This is a genomic window from Nostoc spongiaeforme FACHB-130 (assembly GCF_014698475.1).
Classification (GTDB): Bacteria; Cyanobacteriota; Cyanobacteriia; order Cyanobacteriales; family Nostocaceae; genus Nostoc_B; species Nostoc_B spongiaeforme.
This window is the reverse complement of record NZ_JACJTB010000065.1, coordinates 15875-31887: the sequence shown is the minus strand read 5'-3', so window position 1 is coordinate 31887 and position 16013 is coordinate 15875. Positions and strand designations below refer to the sequence as shown.

Genomic DNA, 16013 nt, shown 5'->3' with positions numbered 1-16013 from the left:
CATGTTGCCGCTAAAATCACCAGTCATACTCTACGCCTTTTTCTGCGTCAGCGTTTTGGTATTGATGTGCTTACTTTTGAACAGCATCCTCTGGCTTCATTCACATAAGGCGTAATTTAATTTCAGATTATTCTCCAGCAGTGCTTTTATTTGTTGGGCAGAGGTATTTTCTGGAAACACCCGCAGCAAATCCTTCAAATCTTGAATGGCACCTCGCATTATGCTTGGTAAAGGTGTCTGCTGAAGTGTAGTCTGATATAACTCTTGGGCGGTTGAGAGGTTGCCTGCTACAAGGTGATAAAGTGCTAGGTTGAAGGTGTTTTGGTATTTATCGGTTTTTTCTATGTGTTTTTGTTGGGCGATTTGGATGGCAGTATCTAAATCAGCTTTGGCGGACTCAGTTTGCTGAAGGATAAGGTAGACAAGAGCGCGATAGTATCGATACCCGTCATCTTTAGAGTCAAGTTCAATAGCGCGATTGAAGTCTTGCAATGCTTCTTCATAGCATTCCATCAAGCAGTAGATAACACCTCGACTTGCGATCGCCCAATCATATTTGGGGTCAAGTTCAATGGCGCGATTGAAATCTTGCAGGGCTTCCTCATAAAGTTTCATTAAGCGATAAATATAGCCTCGCTGTGCGATCACCCAATCATCTTTGGGGTCAATTTCAATGGCGCGATTGAAGTCTTGCAGTGCTTCCTCATAGCGTTCCATTAAGCGATAGGTATAACCTCGCTCTGCGATCGCCCACTCATGTTTGGAGTCAATTTCAATGGCGCGATTGAAGTCTTGCAGTGCTTCCTCATAACGTTCCATCAAGCGATAGGTTATGCCTCGCTGTGCGATCGCCCACTCATGTTTGGAGTCAATTTCAATGGCGCGATTGAAGTCTTGCAGTGCTTCCTCATAGCATTCCATCAAGCGATAGATTATGCCTCGATGTGTGATCGCCCACTCATGTTTGGAGTCAATTTCAATGGCGCGATTGAAGTCTTGCAGTGCTTCCTCATAACGTTCCATCAAGCGATAGGTTATGCCTCGATGTGCGATCGCCCACTCATGTTTGGAGTCAATTTCAATGGCGCGATTGAAGTCTTGCAGTGCTTCCTCATAACGTTCCATCAAGCGATAGGTTATGCCTCGATGTGCGATCGCCTCTACATATTGGGGGTAAAGCTCTATGGCGCGATTAAAGTACTGCAATGCTTGATCGTACTGCTCCATTGAGCGGTAGCCTTGGGCGCAACGAAAGAAAACTTGAGAACTAATTAGGTGTGGATGGGTGTCGATTCTAAGTTGAGCAAGAGACTGCCTCAACAAGTCATGTATAAAGCGATAGCGTCCACCAACACGCTGGAGCAATAGCCGTTCTGTAGCATAGTTGAGAAAACAAGCATAATCCCAAGGGATTGAGTGAGTGCAATATAAAGATAAACGCACTAGAAAATGATTGATGCAGACATATCCCCCTCCAAACCCAATCCATAGTAGGGGAGCTATGGGTAGGGAAATTAGCACAATGTTAACAAGAGATATCGTTGAACGTAGTACAAGATGGAGTAGTAAGGTATGCAAAGGCACAAATATGATAGTAATCAGTACTGCATTTCGCCACAAGTGTTTAATTCCTTGATTTGGCACTGATAGAGTTTTAATTTTGAAGCGCCACTGTTCAAAGTCGAAGTCCAATGTTGGAATATTAAAGCTGAAGTCCAATGTTGGAATATTTAATTCCTTGAATTTATTAATTAGTACCCTAATTTGAGTAGGGATTAATATAGTCTTCCAAGATGATAGCTTGCGTAATATTTTTTGTCGTTTGAGACTTGAGAATGAGATTTGGATATTTCCCACAAATGATTTTATCTGTGGCAAATTCATTAAGACATCTATTCCTTGCTTCAAGCCATACAAGGAGCCAATCACCAATCCCAACAAAAGACGAGGAGTTGACCCCATCCGATGTGGAGGAATTAATCTAAAGAATTGCGCCCAAAAAATTACAGCAAGGAATAGCCCCCAGGAAATTCCAGCAACGATTAGCCCCCAACAAATTATGGAAAAAATAGTAAATAGCCATTTTTGAAGGAGTGATGACAGCCATGTTGTTCCAATTTGCTCAATCAAAAACTCGGTTTCTGATTCTTGTAAAAGCCCTAAGGCGAGAATTTCTAGCCACTTCTGACTCTGTTCGGGGCTAGGAATCTTTTGGTGACGATAGGCACGGCTAGGGGTATCCTGTGTCAACATCCGTCGCACATAGGCATCTAACAGTAAATTTAAGCGATCGCCTGCCGAAGTTGAGTGTCGCCACTGGGTTGGGTCTATTTCCTGATAGGCAAGTACCGCCATTGACAGCAACAAGGGTCTGCGAATCAGCGCCAGGAAATTCGCATCTGCCACCAAGCTGTGTTTGAGTTCGTTTCGGTTCGTTTCTGCCAAAAAAGTTTCGATCTGTTCGTCCGTCAAGTCTTGAAGATAAACGGCTCCATCGAGTTCCAGCTTTTGAGTATAAGCCTCATACGGCTCACGCCGACAGCACAACGCCACCTGTCTCGGACGCAAATCTGATTTTAACCACTCGTTAATTGCCCGCACGCAATCCTGCTGATACTCTGGGCGCACTTCATCCAGTCCATCCAGCAAGGGTATTAACCGTTTCTCTTCTAGCCATTGCTTAATTTGCTGCGGCAAACAGCCATATCTTTCTCGCACCTTGATAGCCAACCAATTTGCGATCGACCAAATAGGCGCTTGTTCGGGAAGAGAGTTAGAAAGATTTTTTTGGGAAACACGGTGGAATCTAGATGTAACCCCACTCCGCCTAGAAGCTGATTGAGATGTAGTAGGTTGCCAATCGGAAAGATCGACCAGGACAGGGATGCGCTGCTGCGAATCGTTTTCTGCCCTTTCCACCAATTCTAGAGCTAAGTCTAGCAAGCTTGTCGTTTTACCTGCTCCTGGTTCGCCTAAAATCAGTAACCGTCCCGAACATTGGTCAAATACCTGCCCAATCGTTGTTTCTGGTAACAATAGCCGACTTGGTTGAGCGATCGCCACCTTTATCTCCATACCCCAAGGACGAACCGATTTAGGCTGCATTTCCTTGTGTAAATTCAGCCTGACAGCATGGTGCAGTTGTCCCTCAAGCCGAGATTCAACCCATTGCTTGACTGTTGCCAGTAAATCCTGTTCGGCGGGAGGGCGCACCGTCTCCTCTGACTCAAGCAGTACATCGCCAATTATCTGCTCGATATTGATTTGCTTACCCCGGTTGCCATACCCCCGTCTTCCCATGCCTACGACCCACCAATTCTGGGATTACCTTCAATTTTTTCAATATTGATTTGGTCGCGCCCGTAGTTTTTATACTCACGATTCGATGTGGTTTGATTTTGGATATTGATAATCTGCTGTGCCACCTGCCGTAGCTCGGTTGCAAATACAGCATCATCGGTCATCGCATCATCCAAGTACACTTCCAATTTGCTCAAAGCTGCTGGAGAATATTCAGTTTCTACTGCTGCGATCGCTGCTTCTGCTTTCACATTTCCTTTAAACTTAGCAGTGATTTTATCTCGTAAGTCCTTTGCCAAAGAGATCGCCCCGTTCACAGTCTTCTTTGCTACTTCCCCAGCCCCCGATTTAGCAAACTCCTGAAATGCGAGGTTGAGAATTGCCCCTGCCGCGATCGTCGTTACTGGATCAGTCATCTCAGTTCCTCAAAAGCCACTATTTTGTCATTATCCTATGATTTCCGTAATGCTCAAAACGAATTGTACTTACGTTTATTGGATAAGGAGGCACACGTAACTATATATCAATATAGTTCAATTAAGACTCTCAAAACGTCGGCTTAAATAGATCAAATCTTATGTATGCGGTTTGGGGCTAGGCTGTTCCTAAGCTTTTTCACCTCCTCGACTTTGGATTGACAAACCACTACGCCTGTGTATTATTCTTGGCGCACACCTCCAACCACTGGTGTAACTTGGTTAGTCGCAAATGGATCTGTACCACCAGTCCAATTAAAGTCACTAATGCGAATACTGAAACCGCCTAATTCTAAGACTGGATTGTAGCGTAGGGTAATGCCATAGGTGCGGCGGCTATATTCCAAAACATAATCTGTACTGGTTTCTCTGCCTGTATCTAAGTTAACGGAGGTTTGAAAACCAATCCGAAATGGCCCATAAATTTGTTGCACAATTCCCGCACTCAAGACTTGGTTATCAACAAATCGGTCAAACAAAAAAGGTGATAATCCGCTAGTTAAGCCTCTATAGTAAATGATATTAAAGCCTGTGTAATCAAAAAAAGGACGGGAAAAATGGCCAATCTGTCCTTGTAAACCAACTGAACCAATGAGATTGCTTTGGTCATCTCCACTGGTGTAATAAGTACTAGTACCCCTAATACTAGCTATCGCTTGTATATAAGGAACTACAGGTCTAGGTGTATAGCGCAAGCCGGCGGTAGCTGTGGGGGCTAATGGTTTTCCTTGCCAGAGAAACACACCAGTGCTGAGAGCGGCGCTGGCTTGTAGACGACCTAAAGAGACGCGATCAATTGTTTGACCAATGTTGGTGCTAAATAAGTCTTGACGATCGCTATTGGCAGTAATATATTGTGCGCTTGCTTGATAGTCGAGGTTAATTCCACTTTTCCCTAGAGGAATAATCGGTGAAGTGACAACAGCACCTAAATTACTTTGGACAGTTTGAAAGCCGAGCGAACCGTTATACAAACGATCGCGGTAACTATATTCCACATTTAAAATATGGGGATTGCGATCGCCTAATTCTCGCCGCAGTCGCAAACTCGCCCGCAAATTTGAGTCTAGTTGGCTCAGGTCAAAACTAGTTAATTCACCCGAACCGCGCAGTGTGGTTTTTGAGTCTAAAACGGAATTCAGTTTACTTCTCACACCAAACACAGATGCAGGATTATCCAACCCTGACTGAATGGCTTCCTGCACAAAAAACTGCGGTGTAATTGTCCAACGAGTTGTTTCTGTATTGATGGGTGTAAAACCCCGTTCTACATATAAACCACCACGGTCGTCACCATCATAACCAGGCGAAACAATTGCTGGAGTGACTTCTTGTTCCCGACGGTCAATAGTTTGGCTATCTACGGGGATGGGTAAATTCAGACCTTGATCAAATACCAAACGCTGACGTTCGGTTTTGATGCGATCAATTAATGGGGCTTGGCGTGTTAGGGTAACTTTACTCGCCCGTAACTCTAGTTCGGGAGGTGAAAATGGGTCATTAGTAATTCGCACATCCCTAGCTTGCCAACCCCGTGGATAAAAATCGATGTGTCTGGCTTCAAATCGCATTCGCTTAACTTGTCCGCCTTGTTGTGGTGTTGGTAAATTACTAGCACCACGACCACCGACAACCACATTCACTTCGCCGGGACTTCGGACATTAGTGAGGGGTTGATTGGCACGAATGCGATCGCTTGGGGGTCTGAGTTGTAAACCACCAGGGGTATTCTCAGCAGGTAAAAAGCCCAAATCTGTAGAGGATGTGGGGATATAAATTTCGCCTCTGCCATTTTCTAATTCCCCACTGTCTTGTAAAAAGTTGTAAGTAAAACGTTGACCACGCAATACTTGATCACCTCTGGTCAAGGCCACATCCCCTTCCCCAACGGCAATTAAATTGGCTAAATTCACTTGTAGGCGATCGGCATCCACTACAGCCCCGTCAAACCGCACTACTACATTGCCTTCCGCCGTCACAATTCGCCGTTGCTCATCATATTCCTGCCGATCTGAGATCACTTCGACAATTCTTTCTCTAACTACGGGTGTGGTTGTTTGTGATGGCTGTTGGGGAGTGGGAGAAGTTGTACTTGGGGGAGTTGGTTGGTTAGGTGATTTAAATTCTATATTTGTTGGGGTATTTGATTGGCTGGTGAGGTTGCGAGATTTAAACTCAATAATATTTTGAACTGGCTGAGTGTTAGGTATATAGTCGCTAAATTTCCCCGAAAGATTAATAGTTTTTGGTTGTTGTGGCTGTGTTGTTGTGCTTTGTGATGCTGGTGGAGTAACTTGTTCAGCAACGACTTTTGCTGCTGGGGGAAATTGCTGAACAGGTGACTGTGGGGTGATTTTTTCCGTGACGACTTTTGTCGGTGCGGGGAATTTTTTTTCAGATGCTGGCTGGGCGGCTGGTTCAGTGACGACTTTTGTCGGTGCGGTGATTTTTGCTTCCGATGCTGACTGGGCGACTGGTTCAGTGACAAATTTTGCGGGTGCGGGGAATTGCTGAACAGATACACCAGTTTGTGATGTATTTTCCCCGATTAGATTCTCTGATTGAACGCCATAACCAATGCTGAGGGGTTGTCCTAAACTTGTAGCACTTCTGGCGGGAGAAAACGGCGACAGTGCTGGGGGTAAAGTTTCTGGTGTATGGGGAGCAGGTAGAGTTTTTGTCTTGACTAAATTATCTGAAGTTGATGCGATCGGTACTAATTGAGGCGGTAGATTTTTAGTATCGGCAATTTTGGCAGTTTGCGGTTTTTCAGCCGTGTTTTGAGCATCACTAACTGATTCTACAAAAGCATGAGCTTGGGGATTGTCAACTGATGACAGCGAATTTGTCGATTTGATCGGTTCAATAACAGGCGGTGGCGCAGGCGGCAGAACTGGATGAAGCATATCTGGGCAAAATTAACCTAACAAATAGCCAACGAGTAGCCGGAAAGATGGGAACACCTGTGTCTTCCGACTTTTGCTTTCTGCCTACGTGCAGCAAGCTGCTAAAAAGAGGAAATGCCATTGTCAAAGACACTGCTAGAAAACGCTTTCCTACTGGGGAGCAACTTTGCGATCGCCTAATAAATAGTATATTTTAATACTATTAATTTAGTTAAAACCCAGTTACTGTGAAGGGAAACTCCGTGTTAGCCAATGGCTGCGGATTTTCCCTGTGTAGCAACTGCTAATCAGTATTTAAACGTAAAGCTTTCCTGTAGGATAGCCAGCAATTGTCCGTGACTTTGGGTGTTTTCCACCTTCCGGCAGTCGCGGATAATTTGTCTTGTACTTACTCTAAATCCCGACGGCCGGGGTTACGAGCAGGATCATTTGACAAAAATCCGAAGACAAAGATAGTCACAAAGAAGGCAACAACAATATAAACAGCGATTTTTAAAGTCAGCATAGAAATATCTCCAAAGGGGGTCGGAAAAAGCTTCTCTCGGTATCTGCCATGCAGAAAAGATAGCTCCTTTATCTTACCCAAATCTTGTCTCGTTTTGAGCGCACTCTGTTGAGAGGGGAGGCTATGTTATGACTACCCCATAGAGTATGGCACAAGTTCGGATATTATCTCATACTGTGGGTTGTTTTATGGCAGAAGGCAGAAGGCAGGAGGTAGAAGGTCTTATTCCTGGCATTCAAGCTTTTATAAGTTGTTGACTGGCTAATGTTGTGACGTTAATTAATGCCAGAGGTTTCCTGAACTTTTAGGGTGTAGGGGTGTGAGGGTGTGGGGAGTGTGGGGAGTGTGGGGAGTGTGGGTGGAAAGATTTCTTCTCCATCCTCCCACACCCCCAGATTTCTCACAAGAGAGAAATCCAGGTTAAACCCTTACACCCAGTCTCAACAGACCATCTTGGTGCGTAAGTCTAACTTTATCAGTTCACTTTCAAACCAGCCCTAGCTTGAATATATTCTGCTAGTTCGATTTTCACGGGTACAGCATTCCAAATTTCTTGGCAATATTCTTTAATAGCTCGGTCAGAAGAGAATTTACCCATCCTAGCTGCATTGAGAATTGACATTTTTGTCCAGTGTTCTTGGTCACGGTAAGCTTGATTTACCTGGTCTTGACAGTCAATGTAAGATTGGTAATCGGCAAACAGCAGATAAGGATCGTGGTATAACAGTGAGTCTACTAATGGGCGGAACAGATTCGTATCACCATGCGAGAAGAATCCTGAACTGATCAGGTCAATGACTTCTTTGAGTTGCGGATTGCTATTGTAATAATCCCAAGGGTTATAGCCTCTGGATTTTAAATCATATACTTGTTCGGTTGTCAGTCCAAACAAGAAGAAGTTTTCTGCGCCTACTTCTTCCCGGATTTCGATGTTAGCACCATCAAGTGTGCCGATAGTTAATGCGCCATTCATGGCAAATTTCATATTGCCAGTCCCGGAAGCTTCTTTACCAGCAGTAGAGATTTGTTCGGAAAGGTCGGCGGCTGGGTAAACTCGTTGACCAAACCTGACATTGTAATCAGGTAAGAATACTACTTTTAGGCGATCGCGCATATCGGGATCATTATTAATCACATCCCCAACGGAGTTGATGAGTTTAATGATTAATTTCGCTATGAAGTAGCCTGGAGCAGCTTTCCCACCAAAAATAAAGGTACGGGGTGTAATTTCCAGATTGGGATTGTCTTTGAGGCGTTTATAAAGGGTGATGATGTGCAGCACATTCAAGTGTTGGCGCTTGTACTCATGCAGCCGTTTCACTTGCACGTCAAACAGAGATGCGGGATTAACTTCAATCCCGTGATTGTCCTTAATATAATTTGCCAAATAAGTCTTAATATCTTGCTTGGTTTGCCGCCATTCATGACGAAACTCAGCATCTTCCACAAAAGCTTCGAGTTGCTTTAAATCTTCTAAATGGCTAATCCAATCTGTCCCAATTTTACGAGTAATCAAGTTAGCCAGTAAAGGATTACTCACTACTATCCAACGGCGGGGTGTGACACCATTGGTTTTGTTAGTGAACTTCTCCGGCCAAAATTCGTAAAAGTCACGCAGAACATCTTGTTTGAGTAACTCTGTATGTAAGGCGGCGACACCGTTAATTGCGTGGGAACCAACACTGGCTAAATGTGCCATGCGGACATATTTTTCCCCACTTTCATCAATCAATGATAACCGAGCTAGGCGATCGCTATCGTCGGGATATTTAGCACGCACTTGACCGAGAAAGCGTTGGTTAATTTCATAGATAATTTGCAGATGTCTTGGCAGTAAGTTACTGAAGAGTTTTAAAGGCCACTTTTCTAAAGCCTCTGGTAATAAGGTGTGATTGGTGTAGCCAAAGGTATTTTGCGTAATTTGCCAAGCTTGATCCCACTCTAGTTGATACTCATCTACCAACAGCCGCATCAATTCTGCCACACCGATGGATGGGTGAGTGTCATTAAGTTGTACGGCAAATGACTGATGAAAAGTCTCTATGGTTTCGCCTTTTTGCAAGTGCAGCCGAATCATGTCTTGCAAAGAACAAGACACAAAGAAATATTGTTGTTCTAGGCGCAGTTCCTTACCTTGCACCAAATCATCGTTAGGATAGAGAACTTTGGTAATATTCTCGGAAACTACTTTTTTGTTGACAGCACCGTAATAGTTACCATCGTTAAATGCCTTAAATTCAAACGATTCCGGCGCTTCGGCTTTCCACAACCGTAAGGTATTCGCCGTGTTGACGCGATAACCTAATATGGGCGTATCGTAGGGAACACCTTTGACCACTTTATCGGGAATCCAACGCACCCGATAACGGCATTTTTCATCGTAATAACCTTCGGTGCGACCACCAAACTTGACTTCTATTGTTTCTTCTAGACGGGGAATTTCCCAAGGGTTGCCTAAATGCAGCCATTTATCTGTGATTTCTACTTGCCAACCATCCCGAATTTCTTGGTCAAAAATGCCAAATTCGTAGCGAATTCCATAGCCAATGGCGGGAATTTCGAGAGTTGACAAAGAGTCCATATAACAAGCCGCCAGACGACCTAGACCACCATTTCCTAGTCCTGGTTCTTCTTCAATTTCGCGCAGTTGCACAAAATCTAACCCGGTTTCTTCCACGGTTTGGCGGACTAAATCGTAAATACCCAAGTTGATTAAGTTATTGCTTAAGTGCGGCCCCAAGAGAAACTCTGCGGAGAGATAGCTGACAACTTTGACACCTTTTTTTGTATAGGCTTCCGTAGTTTTAAACCAGCGTTGCAACATGCGATCGCGCACGGTGTAAGCCAAAGCCATATAATAATCATTGAGCGTGGCTGTACCAGGATATTTACCTTGGATGTAAAAAAGATTATCAGCCAAAGCACGTTTGATAGTTTCTTTACTTAACCCAGTGCGATCGTCTTCAAATTCGCACTGAAATATTGGAGCTTGCTCAAATGTCGTCATAATTATTTCCTATCAAGAATAGAGAGTAGACAAGAGCGAAATCACCACTCCTCACACCTAAGTCATCACAGTTGGTTTCATTTTTTTAATTTCTTCAGCCAGAGTAATGAAACAAGCAAGTACTGATTGGGTATCAAGGTGATGTGCGATGTGATTTTTCTCTAGCTGGCTCAATAAACTCTGAGGATTGCACCTTGAGTACCTGTACCGGAAAGTTTCACCACTACAGGAGAAGCTTGATAAAGCCAATGCGAATACCCTGTTTATGACTAAAACTGTCATCAACAGGGTTGGTATAACTTAAGTCACGATTATTCTATGACTTGGTTTCTTGAAGGGAAAAAAAAGACACACTTTTCTTTAGATACAGTGGTAAAAAGAGGCAGGTGAGGGGGGAGCAGGGAGCAAGGGAGAGAATATTTCCCCCATTCCCCTGCGGCTTCAATGTGCAGATTCAATGCTTAACAGCTTATCCCTGTTTCGGATAATTGCTGATTCATCCGATTTTTGACGACTTTTGCAGGTACACCCACAGCCACGGAAAATGGCGGAATATCTTTAGTGACGACTGCACCTGCACCAATGACACTACCTTGACCAATGGTTACGCCATCTAATACCGTGACTCCATGTCCCAGCCAACAATCATCTTCAATTACAATTCCTTTGCGAGTAATGCCTTGGTCTTTAATTAGCTCTAAGGGATTTGTAAAGTTGTGATTGTTAGCATATATGCCGGAGTGGGCTGCAATCATACAGTTTTTGCCAATGGTAATATTTCCTGGACCGGCAATACATACATGCGGGCCAATAAAGGTTTCTTCGTCAATATAAATTGATGTGTTGTCTAAACAACCGATATCAACATGGCGTTCAATCGCTACACCATAACCTAAATAAATTTTATTGTTGGAATGTCCTTGAGCATCAATTCTCACGCCTTTAAAGATATGCACTTTTTTACCAACAGCAATGCAATTGGTACCTAAAAATTCCACACCATTTTGAATGTAAACTGAATTTTCTAACTGAGCGAAAATACTGCGATATAGCCAATTTCTGAATTTTGTACCGAGAGCAATTGTCGGTATATCTCCTAATAAAGTTGTGAGCATTACTTCCTTGAAACGTTGGATTTTGGAAGCATATTTTTGGTTACTCATGGCTGTATTTCTCTGGGATAATTTTTTTTGACTGAAGTGAAATATAGAAATTTTTGGTAGTGCAATTTATCTGAAGTGAGCATTGAGCCACAACTGATCAAGATTACTGGAAATAAATTGCAGGATAAAAATGTATTTGATGAAAGCTAATCTCGTTTTATCAAAGAGCGATCGCTTGAGATTTTCTATCTCTTCATCAATTACTTTTGGCAACAAGGTTTTGCATTAAGTATCAAGACTAATCTCCGCTAGATACTAATGCTGCTGCTAATTCTTCCAGCAAATTACAGATAGCAACATCAACTATTCAACTGTTTGATAGTTGAAATAAACTGATATCTTTACCATCAAGTTGCTCTATGCAGTTGTTTTAAATATGTTCAATGACCTAATTAAACAAGGACAAATTCTTACAATAACAATATATATGTGATTGTTGAAGCTCACAATCTGCTATGGACTGTTTACCAATCACAAAATAATTGCTAATTCTCTTGTTATTTTTAGGTCAATTAAAAATTTATTTTAATTAAGGTGGAGTATCACCAACTTCTGCCATCACATTAAAGTTTACCATCGGTGCAAACAAGTATGCGCTTCCCCGACTGCAATGACGACTTTCTTGCAATAAATTTCTAGAGTATCCCGCTACGCTCATGTTGCACACGGATGATTTACAACTTAACCAAGTCACGATTTCATTTGGATAGGGAGCTTTTCATAACAATTGCCTCCCAGAATAACACATTTTATTTTTGATGGATCACTCCCAAGTCGGAAGTTTTTAACAATATAATTAATTCTCTAAAATTGGTAATTTAAACAACATTTGTTTTCTCCCAACCAGCAAGATTACAAATTTTAGATCCGTGATTTAAAATACATTAAAATAATATAAAAAACTTTGAATCAAGCAGATGCAGTTGGGTTTCGTGCTTCCACTCAGTCTACATTTGTAGCTATAGCAATCCTATAATGATTTATAAACATTTCTCTCCCTTGTCTTTGTTGTTCACATATCAACTAAGACTGCTATAGATTTATACTCAGCACTCAGCATTCATTTCAATACAGTTCCAATTAACCTGATTCTTAGTTTCTTTACCTTCATACAGAAACTTTCGGCACGAAACAGGATAGGTACATAACCATAATTGCTAAATTTGTAAATCACCCAATCAGGTGAACCAGATGGACGATGTGTCTAGGATATTTCCCATTATAAATTGTGAAGTCTAGAGAAACTCGACGCTCTCAGAACGAATCCTCACAAGAAAACCAAATTTACAGACTAAGCTCCTTTAAACTAACTCCCACACTTGGTTGAAATTATGGTTGAAATTAAACAAATCGTCCAGCAAGCTTTTAGAACTGGTTATTTGAGTATCGCCGATCGCAACCAGATCCAAACTTTACTGCGGCAAGATTATGACTCAGAAGACTTGGATGCTTTTATCATTTTGCAACGAGCGATCGCCTCTGGTGAAGTGATGCAAGAATCAAAACCTTGTCCAAAAACTTCTGCCACACACCACAAGGATAGCGCATCTAATATAAAACTTGCTTATAAGATTGCAGCAGAGTTGGCTTATGCGGCGGCGCAAAGTCTCACAATGCCAAAAAAACCTCAAGATCAGCCTTCTTTGGGCAGTTGAATATGACGAATAGACATTACCCGAATTTCTCACGTATGGGTAGGGGATGTGGGGAGTGTGGGGGGAAAGATTTCTTCACCATCCTCCCACACCTCCCACCCCCCTGGATTTCTCTCTTGTGAGAAATCCAGGATTAACCTCTCTGTTCTAGGTGGGAATGGGGAGTTTTGATGTCAATAGCGCCTCAATTATTAAATTTTCCTTATTAATTCAGACAATCCAGCAGAACATAAACAAGCAACAATCCGCTTGGGGTAAGGTTCTGGACTGACTGTAGTCTCAGTTTTTAATACTTAACAAAGTCATCTGTACTTTACAAACACAGTATAAAGAATTGGCAGCATTAGATAAAGAAGGTAAACAATAACCATAGCTGAACTTGGAGAGTTGCTAACCTATGCAGCCAATTCGCACATTCAATGTTTCCCCGTCACTACCGCCGCGCCTGGAACCACTGCGGCGGTTAGCATATAACTTGCATTGGGACTGGAATGTTGAAACTAAAGATTTATTTCGCCGTTTAGATAGAGATTTATGGGAATCTAGCCATCATAATCCTGTGTTGATGCTGGGTACTATCTCCCAAGCACGGCTGTTGGAGGTAGTAGAGGATGATGGGTTTTTAGCACAAATGGATCGTGCTGCTCGTCAGTTAGATGATTATCTCCAAGAAGGAACTTGGTATCAGAAACAACGCGCTCAAAAGCCAAAAGAATGTTATGCCTATTTTTCGGCAGAGTTTGGCTTGGTTGACTGTTTACCTGTTTATTCTGGTGGCTTGGGCGTTCTGGCTGGTGATCATTTAAAATCTGCCAGTGACTTGGGGCTACCATTGGTAGGTGTCGGCTTGCTTTATCAACAAGGGTATTTTGCTCAATACCTCAACGCTGATGGCTGGCAACAAGAACGCTACCCCATCAACGATTTTTATAATATGCCCTTGCATTTAGAACGCAATCCCGACGGTTCTGAGTTGCAAATTGCGGTTGATTATCCGGGGCGCAAGGTATACGCCAGAGTCTGGCGGGTACAGGTGGGGATGGTGCCTTTATACATGTTAGACACCAACATCGAACCCAATAATCAATATGATCACGACATTACAGATCAACTGTATGGTGGCGATATTGATATGCGTATCCACCAAGAAATTATGTTGGGGATTGGTGGTGTACGGATGCTAAAAGCTCTGGGCTATGATGTCACCGCCTACCACATGAATGAAGGCCATGCAGCTTTCTCGGCGTTAGAGCGCATCCGCATTTTAATTCAAGAAGAAGGTTTGAGCTATGCCCAAGCCAAACAGGTAGTGATGTCTAGCAACATCTTTACGACACACACGCCTGTACCTGCGGGGATTGATTTGTTCCCTCCCGATAAAATTTTGTATTATCTGGGCTACTATGCAGATATCTTTGGTTTGCCCAAAGAACAGTTTTTAGGCTTGGGTAGAGAAAATACAGGTGATTTATCTGCACCTTTTAGTATGGCGGTGCTGGCGTTGAAAATGGCGACATTTTCTAACGGGGTGGCGCAGTTGCATGGTGTGGTGTCACGGCAGATGTTCCAAGGTTTGTGGAAAAAAGTCCCTGTCGAGGAAGTGCCAATCACCGCTATTACCAACGGTGTTCACGCTCGCAGTTGTGTGGCAAAATCAACCCAAGAGTTGTACGATCGCTATTTAGGGCCAAACTGGTCATCAGTACCACCAGATAACCAACTTTGGGAGAGGATGGAAGCAATTCCTGATGAAGAGTTGTGGCGCAATCACGAACGCTGCCGTTTGGATATGGTACTGTATGTGCGGGATCATCTCGTCAAACATTTACGCGATCGCGGCGCTTCTCCTTCAGAAATTGCCCAAGCCCAAGAAGTATTAGATCCCTACGTTTTAACAATTGGTTTTGCCCGTCGGTTTGCAACTTATAAACGCGCTACCCTGTGGATGCGTGATTTAGAACGCATTCAACGCATTTTACTTGGTGATAAAAACCGCAAAGTCCAATTTGTGATTGCTGGGAAAGCCCACCCCAAAGACATCCCAGGAAAAGAACTGATTCGTGAAATCAATCATTTTATCCGCGAACATCATTTAGAAAAACAAGTTGTTTTTGTACCTAACTACGATATTCATATATCTCGGTTGATGGTGGCTGGTTGTGATATCTGGTTGAATACACCACGTCGTCCCAGGGAAGCTTCGGGAACTAGCGGAATGAAAGCCGCAATGAATGGCTTACCTAATTTAAGTGTTTTAGATGGTTGGTGGGATGAAGCTGATTATGTCCGCACCGGTTGGGCGATAGGACATGGGGAAAATTACGAAGATCCCAATTATCAAGATGAGGTAGAAGCTAACGCCCTCTACGATTTGTTAGAGAAAGAAGTTGTGCCTCTATTTTATGACCACCGCGACGAAGATGGTCTGCCCCGGCGTTGGGTAGCCAAAATGAAAGATGCGATTCGCCTGAACTGTCCGTTTTTTAATACAGCGCGGATGGTGAGGGATTATGCTCAAAAAGCTTATTTCCACGCCAGCGATCGCTATCATACTTTGGTGACTGATAATTATGCCCCAGCAATAGAATTAGCCGCTTGGAAAGCTAAACTCAGCGACCACTGGTTTAACATCAGAATCAAAGATATTGATGTATCTGTAGGTTCTGATATTAAAGTTGAGCAAAAGGTAGCAGTGAAAGCCAAAGTTGATTTAGCCACTTTGAGTAATGATGATATCCAAGTAGAGTTATATCAAGGTGCGATCGATGCCAACGGTGAAATCGTGAATGCGGTTCCAGTTGTCATGGATTACCAAGGTCAAGATGACCAAGGCTTGAGTCTCTACACTGCTGATATTGTCTACACTACCTCTGGTTTTCAAGGCTTATCCTTGCGTGTGTTACCCAAACACCCACACCTGTCTAATGCTTATGAACCCAGATTGATTGCTTGGGCGGAATAGAAGGTAAAAGTAAAAAGGCAAAAGTTAAAAGGAAGACTT

11 protein-coding genes and 1 pseudogene are annotated in these 16013 nt (G+C 43.0%); 3 read left to right on the top strand and 9 right to left on the bottom strand.

Annotated elements, in window-relative coordinates:
* Nucleotides 1-108: pseudogene (locus H6G74_RS31970) on the top strand (IS982 family transposase); the annotation flags it as partial.
* Here the strand turns inward: H6G74_RS31970 and H6G74_RS28540 are convergent.
* The 9 genes from H6G74_RS28540 to H6G74_RS31675 form a co-directional block, all read right to left on the bottom strand.
* Nucleotides 97-3300, bottom strand: a complete 3204-nt coding sequence (locus H6G74_RS28540; protein ID WP_190970947.1) for a tetratricopeptide repeat protein — start codon at nucleotides 3298-3300, stop codon at nucleotides 97-99. The pseudogene H6G74_RS31970 and the gene H6G74_RS28540 sit on opposite strands and share 12 nt — an antisense overlap.
* A 2-nt stretch (nucleotides 3301-3302) precedes the next feature.
* Entirely contained in the window at nucleotides 3303-3716 is a 414-nt protein-coding gene (locus H6G74_RS28535) for a hypothetical protein (RefSeq protein ID WP_190970946.1), read from the bottom strand.
* A gap of 242 nt (nucleotides 3717-3958) precedes the next feature.
* Nucleotides 3959-6682 (bottom strand): DUF3769 domain-containing protein, encoded by a 2724-nt coding sequence (locus H6G74_RS28530; protein ID WP_190970945.1) that lies wholly within the window; start codon nucleotides 6680-6682, stop codon nucleotides 3959-3961.
* Nucleotides 6639-6803 carry a hypothetical protein gene (locus H6G74_RS28525; protein ID WP_190970944.1) on the bottom strand — a complete coding sequence of 55 codons (165 nt, stop codon included), beginning with the start codon at nucleotides 6801-6803 and terminating at the stop codon, nucleotides 6639-6641. The genes H6G74_RS28530 and H6G74_RS28525 overlap by 44 nt, the downstream gene beginning before the upstream one ends.
* Before the next feature lie 267 nt (nucleotides 6804-7070).
* Nucleotides 7071-7187 (bottom strand): photosystem II reaction center protein I, encoded by a 117-nt coding sequence (locus H6G74_RS28520; protein ID WP_015114068.1) that lies wholly within the window; start codon nucleotides 7185-7187, stop codon nucleotides 7071-7073.
* 275 nt (nucleotides 7188-7462) lie between these two features.
* Entirely contained in the window at nucleotides 7463-7591 is a 129-nt protein-coding gene (locus H6G74_RS31680) for a hypothetical protein (protein ID WP_277927186.1), read from the bottom strand.
* A 71-nt stretch (nucleotides 7592-7662) separates the two neighbouring features.
* The gene (locus H6G74_RS28515; protein ID WP_190970943.1) at nucleotides 7663-10194 is read right to left on the bottom strand and encodes a glycogen/starch/alpha-glucan phosphorylase; all 2532 of its coding nucleotides are present in this window, start codon (nucleotides 10192-10194) and stop codon (nucleotides 7663-7665) included.
* A 461-nt stretch (nucleotides 10195-10655) separates the two neighbouring features.
* On the bottom strand, nucleotides 10656-11357 hold the full coding sequence (locus tag H6G74_RS28510) for an acyltransferase (RefSeq protein WP_190970942.1): 702 nt from the start codon (nucleotides 11355-11357) through the stop codon (nucleotides 10656-10658).
* A 529-nt stretch (nucleotides 11358-11886) separates the two neighbouring features.
* Nucleotides 11887-12015 (bottom strand): hypothetical protein, encoded by a 129-nt coding sequence (locus H6G74_RS31675; protein WP_277880687.1) that lies wholly within the window; start codon nucleotides 12013-12015, stop codon nucleotides 11887-11889.
* 673 nt (nucleotides 12016-12688) lie between these two features.
* On the opposite strand from H6G74_RS31675, the gene H6G74_RS28505 reads away from it, so the two are divergent.
* Both H6G74_RS28505 and glgP read left to right on the top strand, forming a co-directional pair.
* Entirely contained in the window at nucleotides 12689-13012 is a 324-nt protein-coding gene (locus H6G74_RS28505; RefSeq protein ID WP_190970941.1) for a hypothetical protein, read from the top strand.
* A gap of 397 nt (nucleotides 13013-13409) precedes the next feature.
* Entirely contained in the window at nucleotides 13410-15974 is a 2565-nt protein-coding gene (glgP, locus tag H6G74_RS28500) for an alpha-glucan family phosphorylase (RefSeq protein ID WP_190970940.1), read from the top strand.
* Nucleotides 15975-16013: the final 39 nt, after the last annotated feature.

Coding starts and splice junctions, on each gene's coding strand:
- H6G74_RS28540 (WP_190970947.1), bottom strand. CDS start 3,300: ATGGGAAGACGGGGGTATGGCAACCGGGGTAAGCAAATCAATATCGAG.
- H6G74_RS28535 (WP_190970946.1), bottom strand. CDS start 3,716: ATGACTGATCCAGTAACGACGATCGCGGCAGGGGCAATTCTCAACCTC.
- H6G74_RS28530 (WP_190970945.1), bottom strand. CDS start 6,682: ATGCTTCATCCAGTTCTGCCGCCTGCGCCACCGCCTGTTATTGAACCG.
- H6G74_RS28525 (WP_190970944.1), bottom strand. CDS start 6,803: ATGGCATTTCCTCTTTTTAGCAGCTTGCTGCACGTAGGCAGAAAGCAA.
- H6G74_RS28520 (WP_015114068.1), bottom strand. CDS start 7,187: ATGCTGACTTTAAAAATCGCTGTTTATATTGTTGTTGCCTTCTTTGTG.
- H6G74_RS28515 (WP_190970943.1), bottom strand. CDS start 10,194: ATGACGACATTTGAGCAAGCTCCAATATTTCAGTGCGAATTTGAAGAC.
- H6G74_RS28510 (WP_190970942.1), bottom strand. CDS start 11,357: ATGAGTAACCAAAAATATGCTTCCAAAATCCAACGTTTCAAGGAAGTA.
- H6G74_RS31675 (WP_277880687.1), bottom strand. CDS start 12,015: ATGAGCGTAGCGGGATACTCTAGAAATTTATTGCAAGAAAGTCGTCAT.
- H6G74_RS28505 (WP_190970941.1), top strand. CDS start 12,689: ATGGTTGAAATTAAACAAATCGTCCAGCAAGCTTTTAGAACTGGTTAT.
- glgP (WP_190970940.1), top strand. CDS start 13,410: ATGCAGCCAATTCGCACATTCAATGTTTCCCCGTCACTACCGCCGCGC.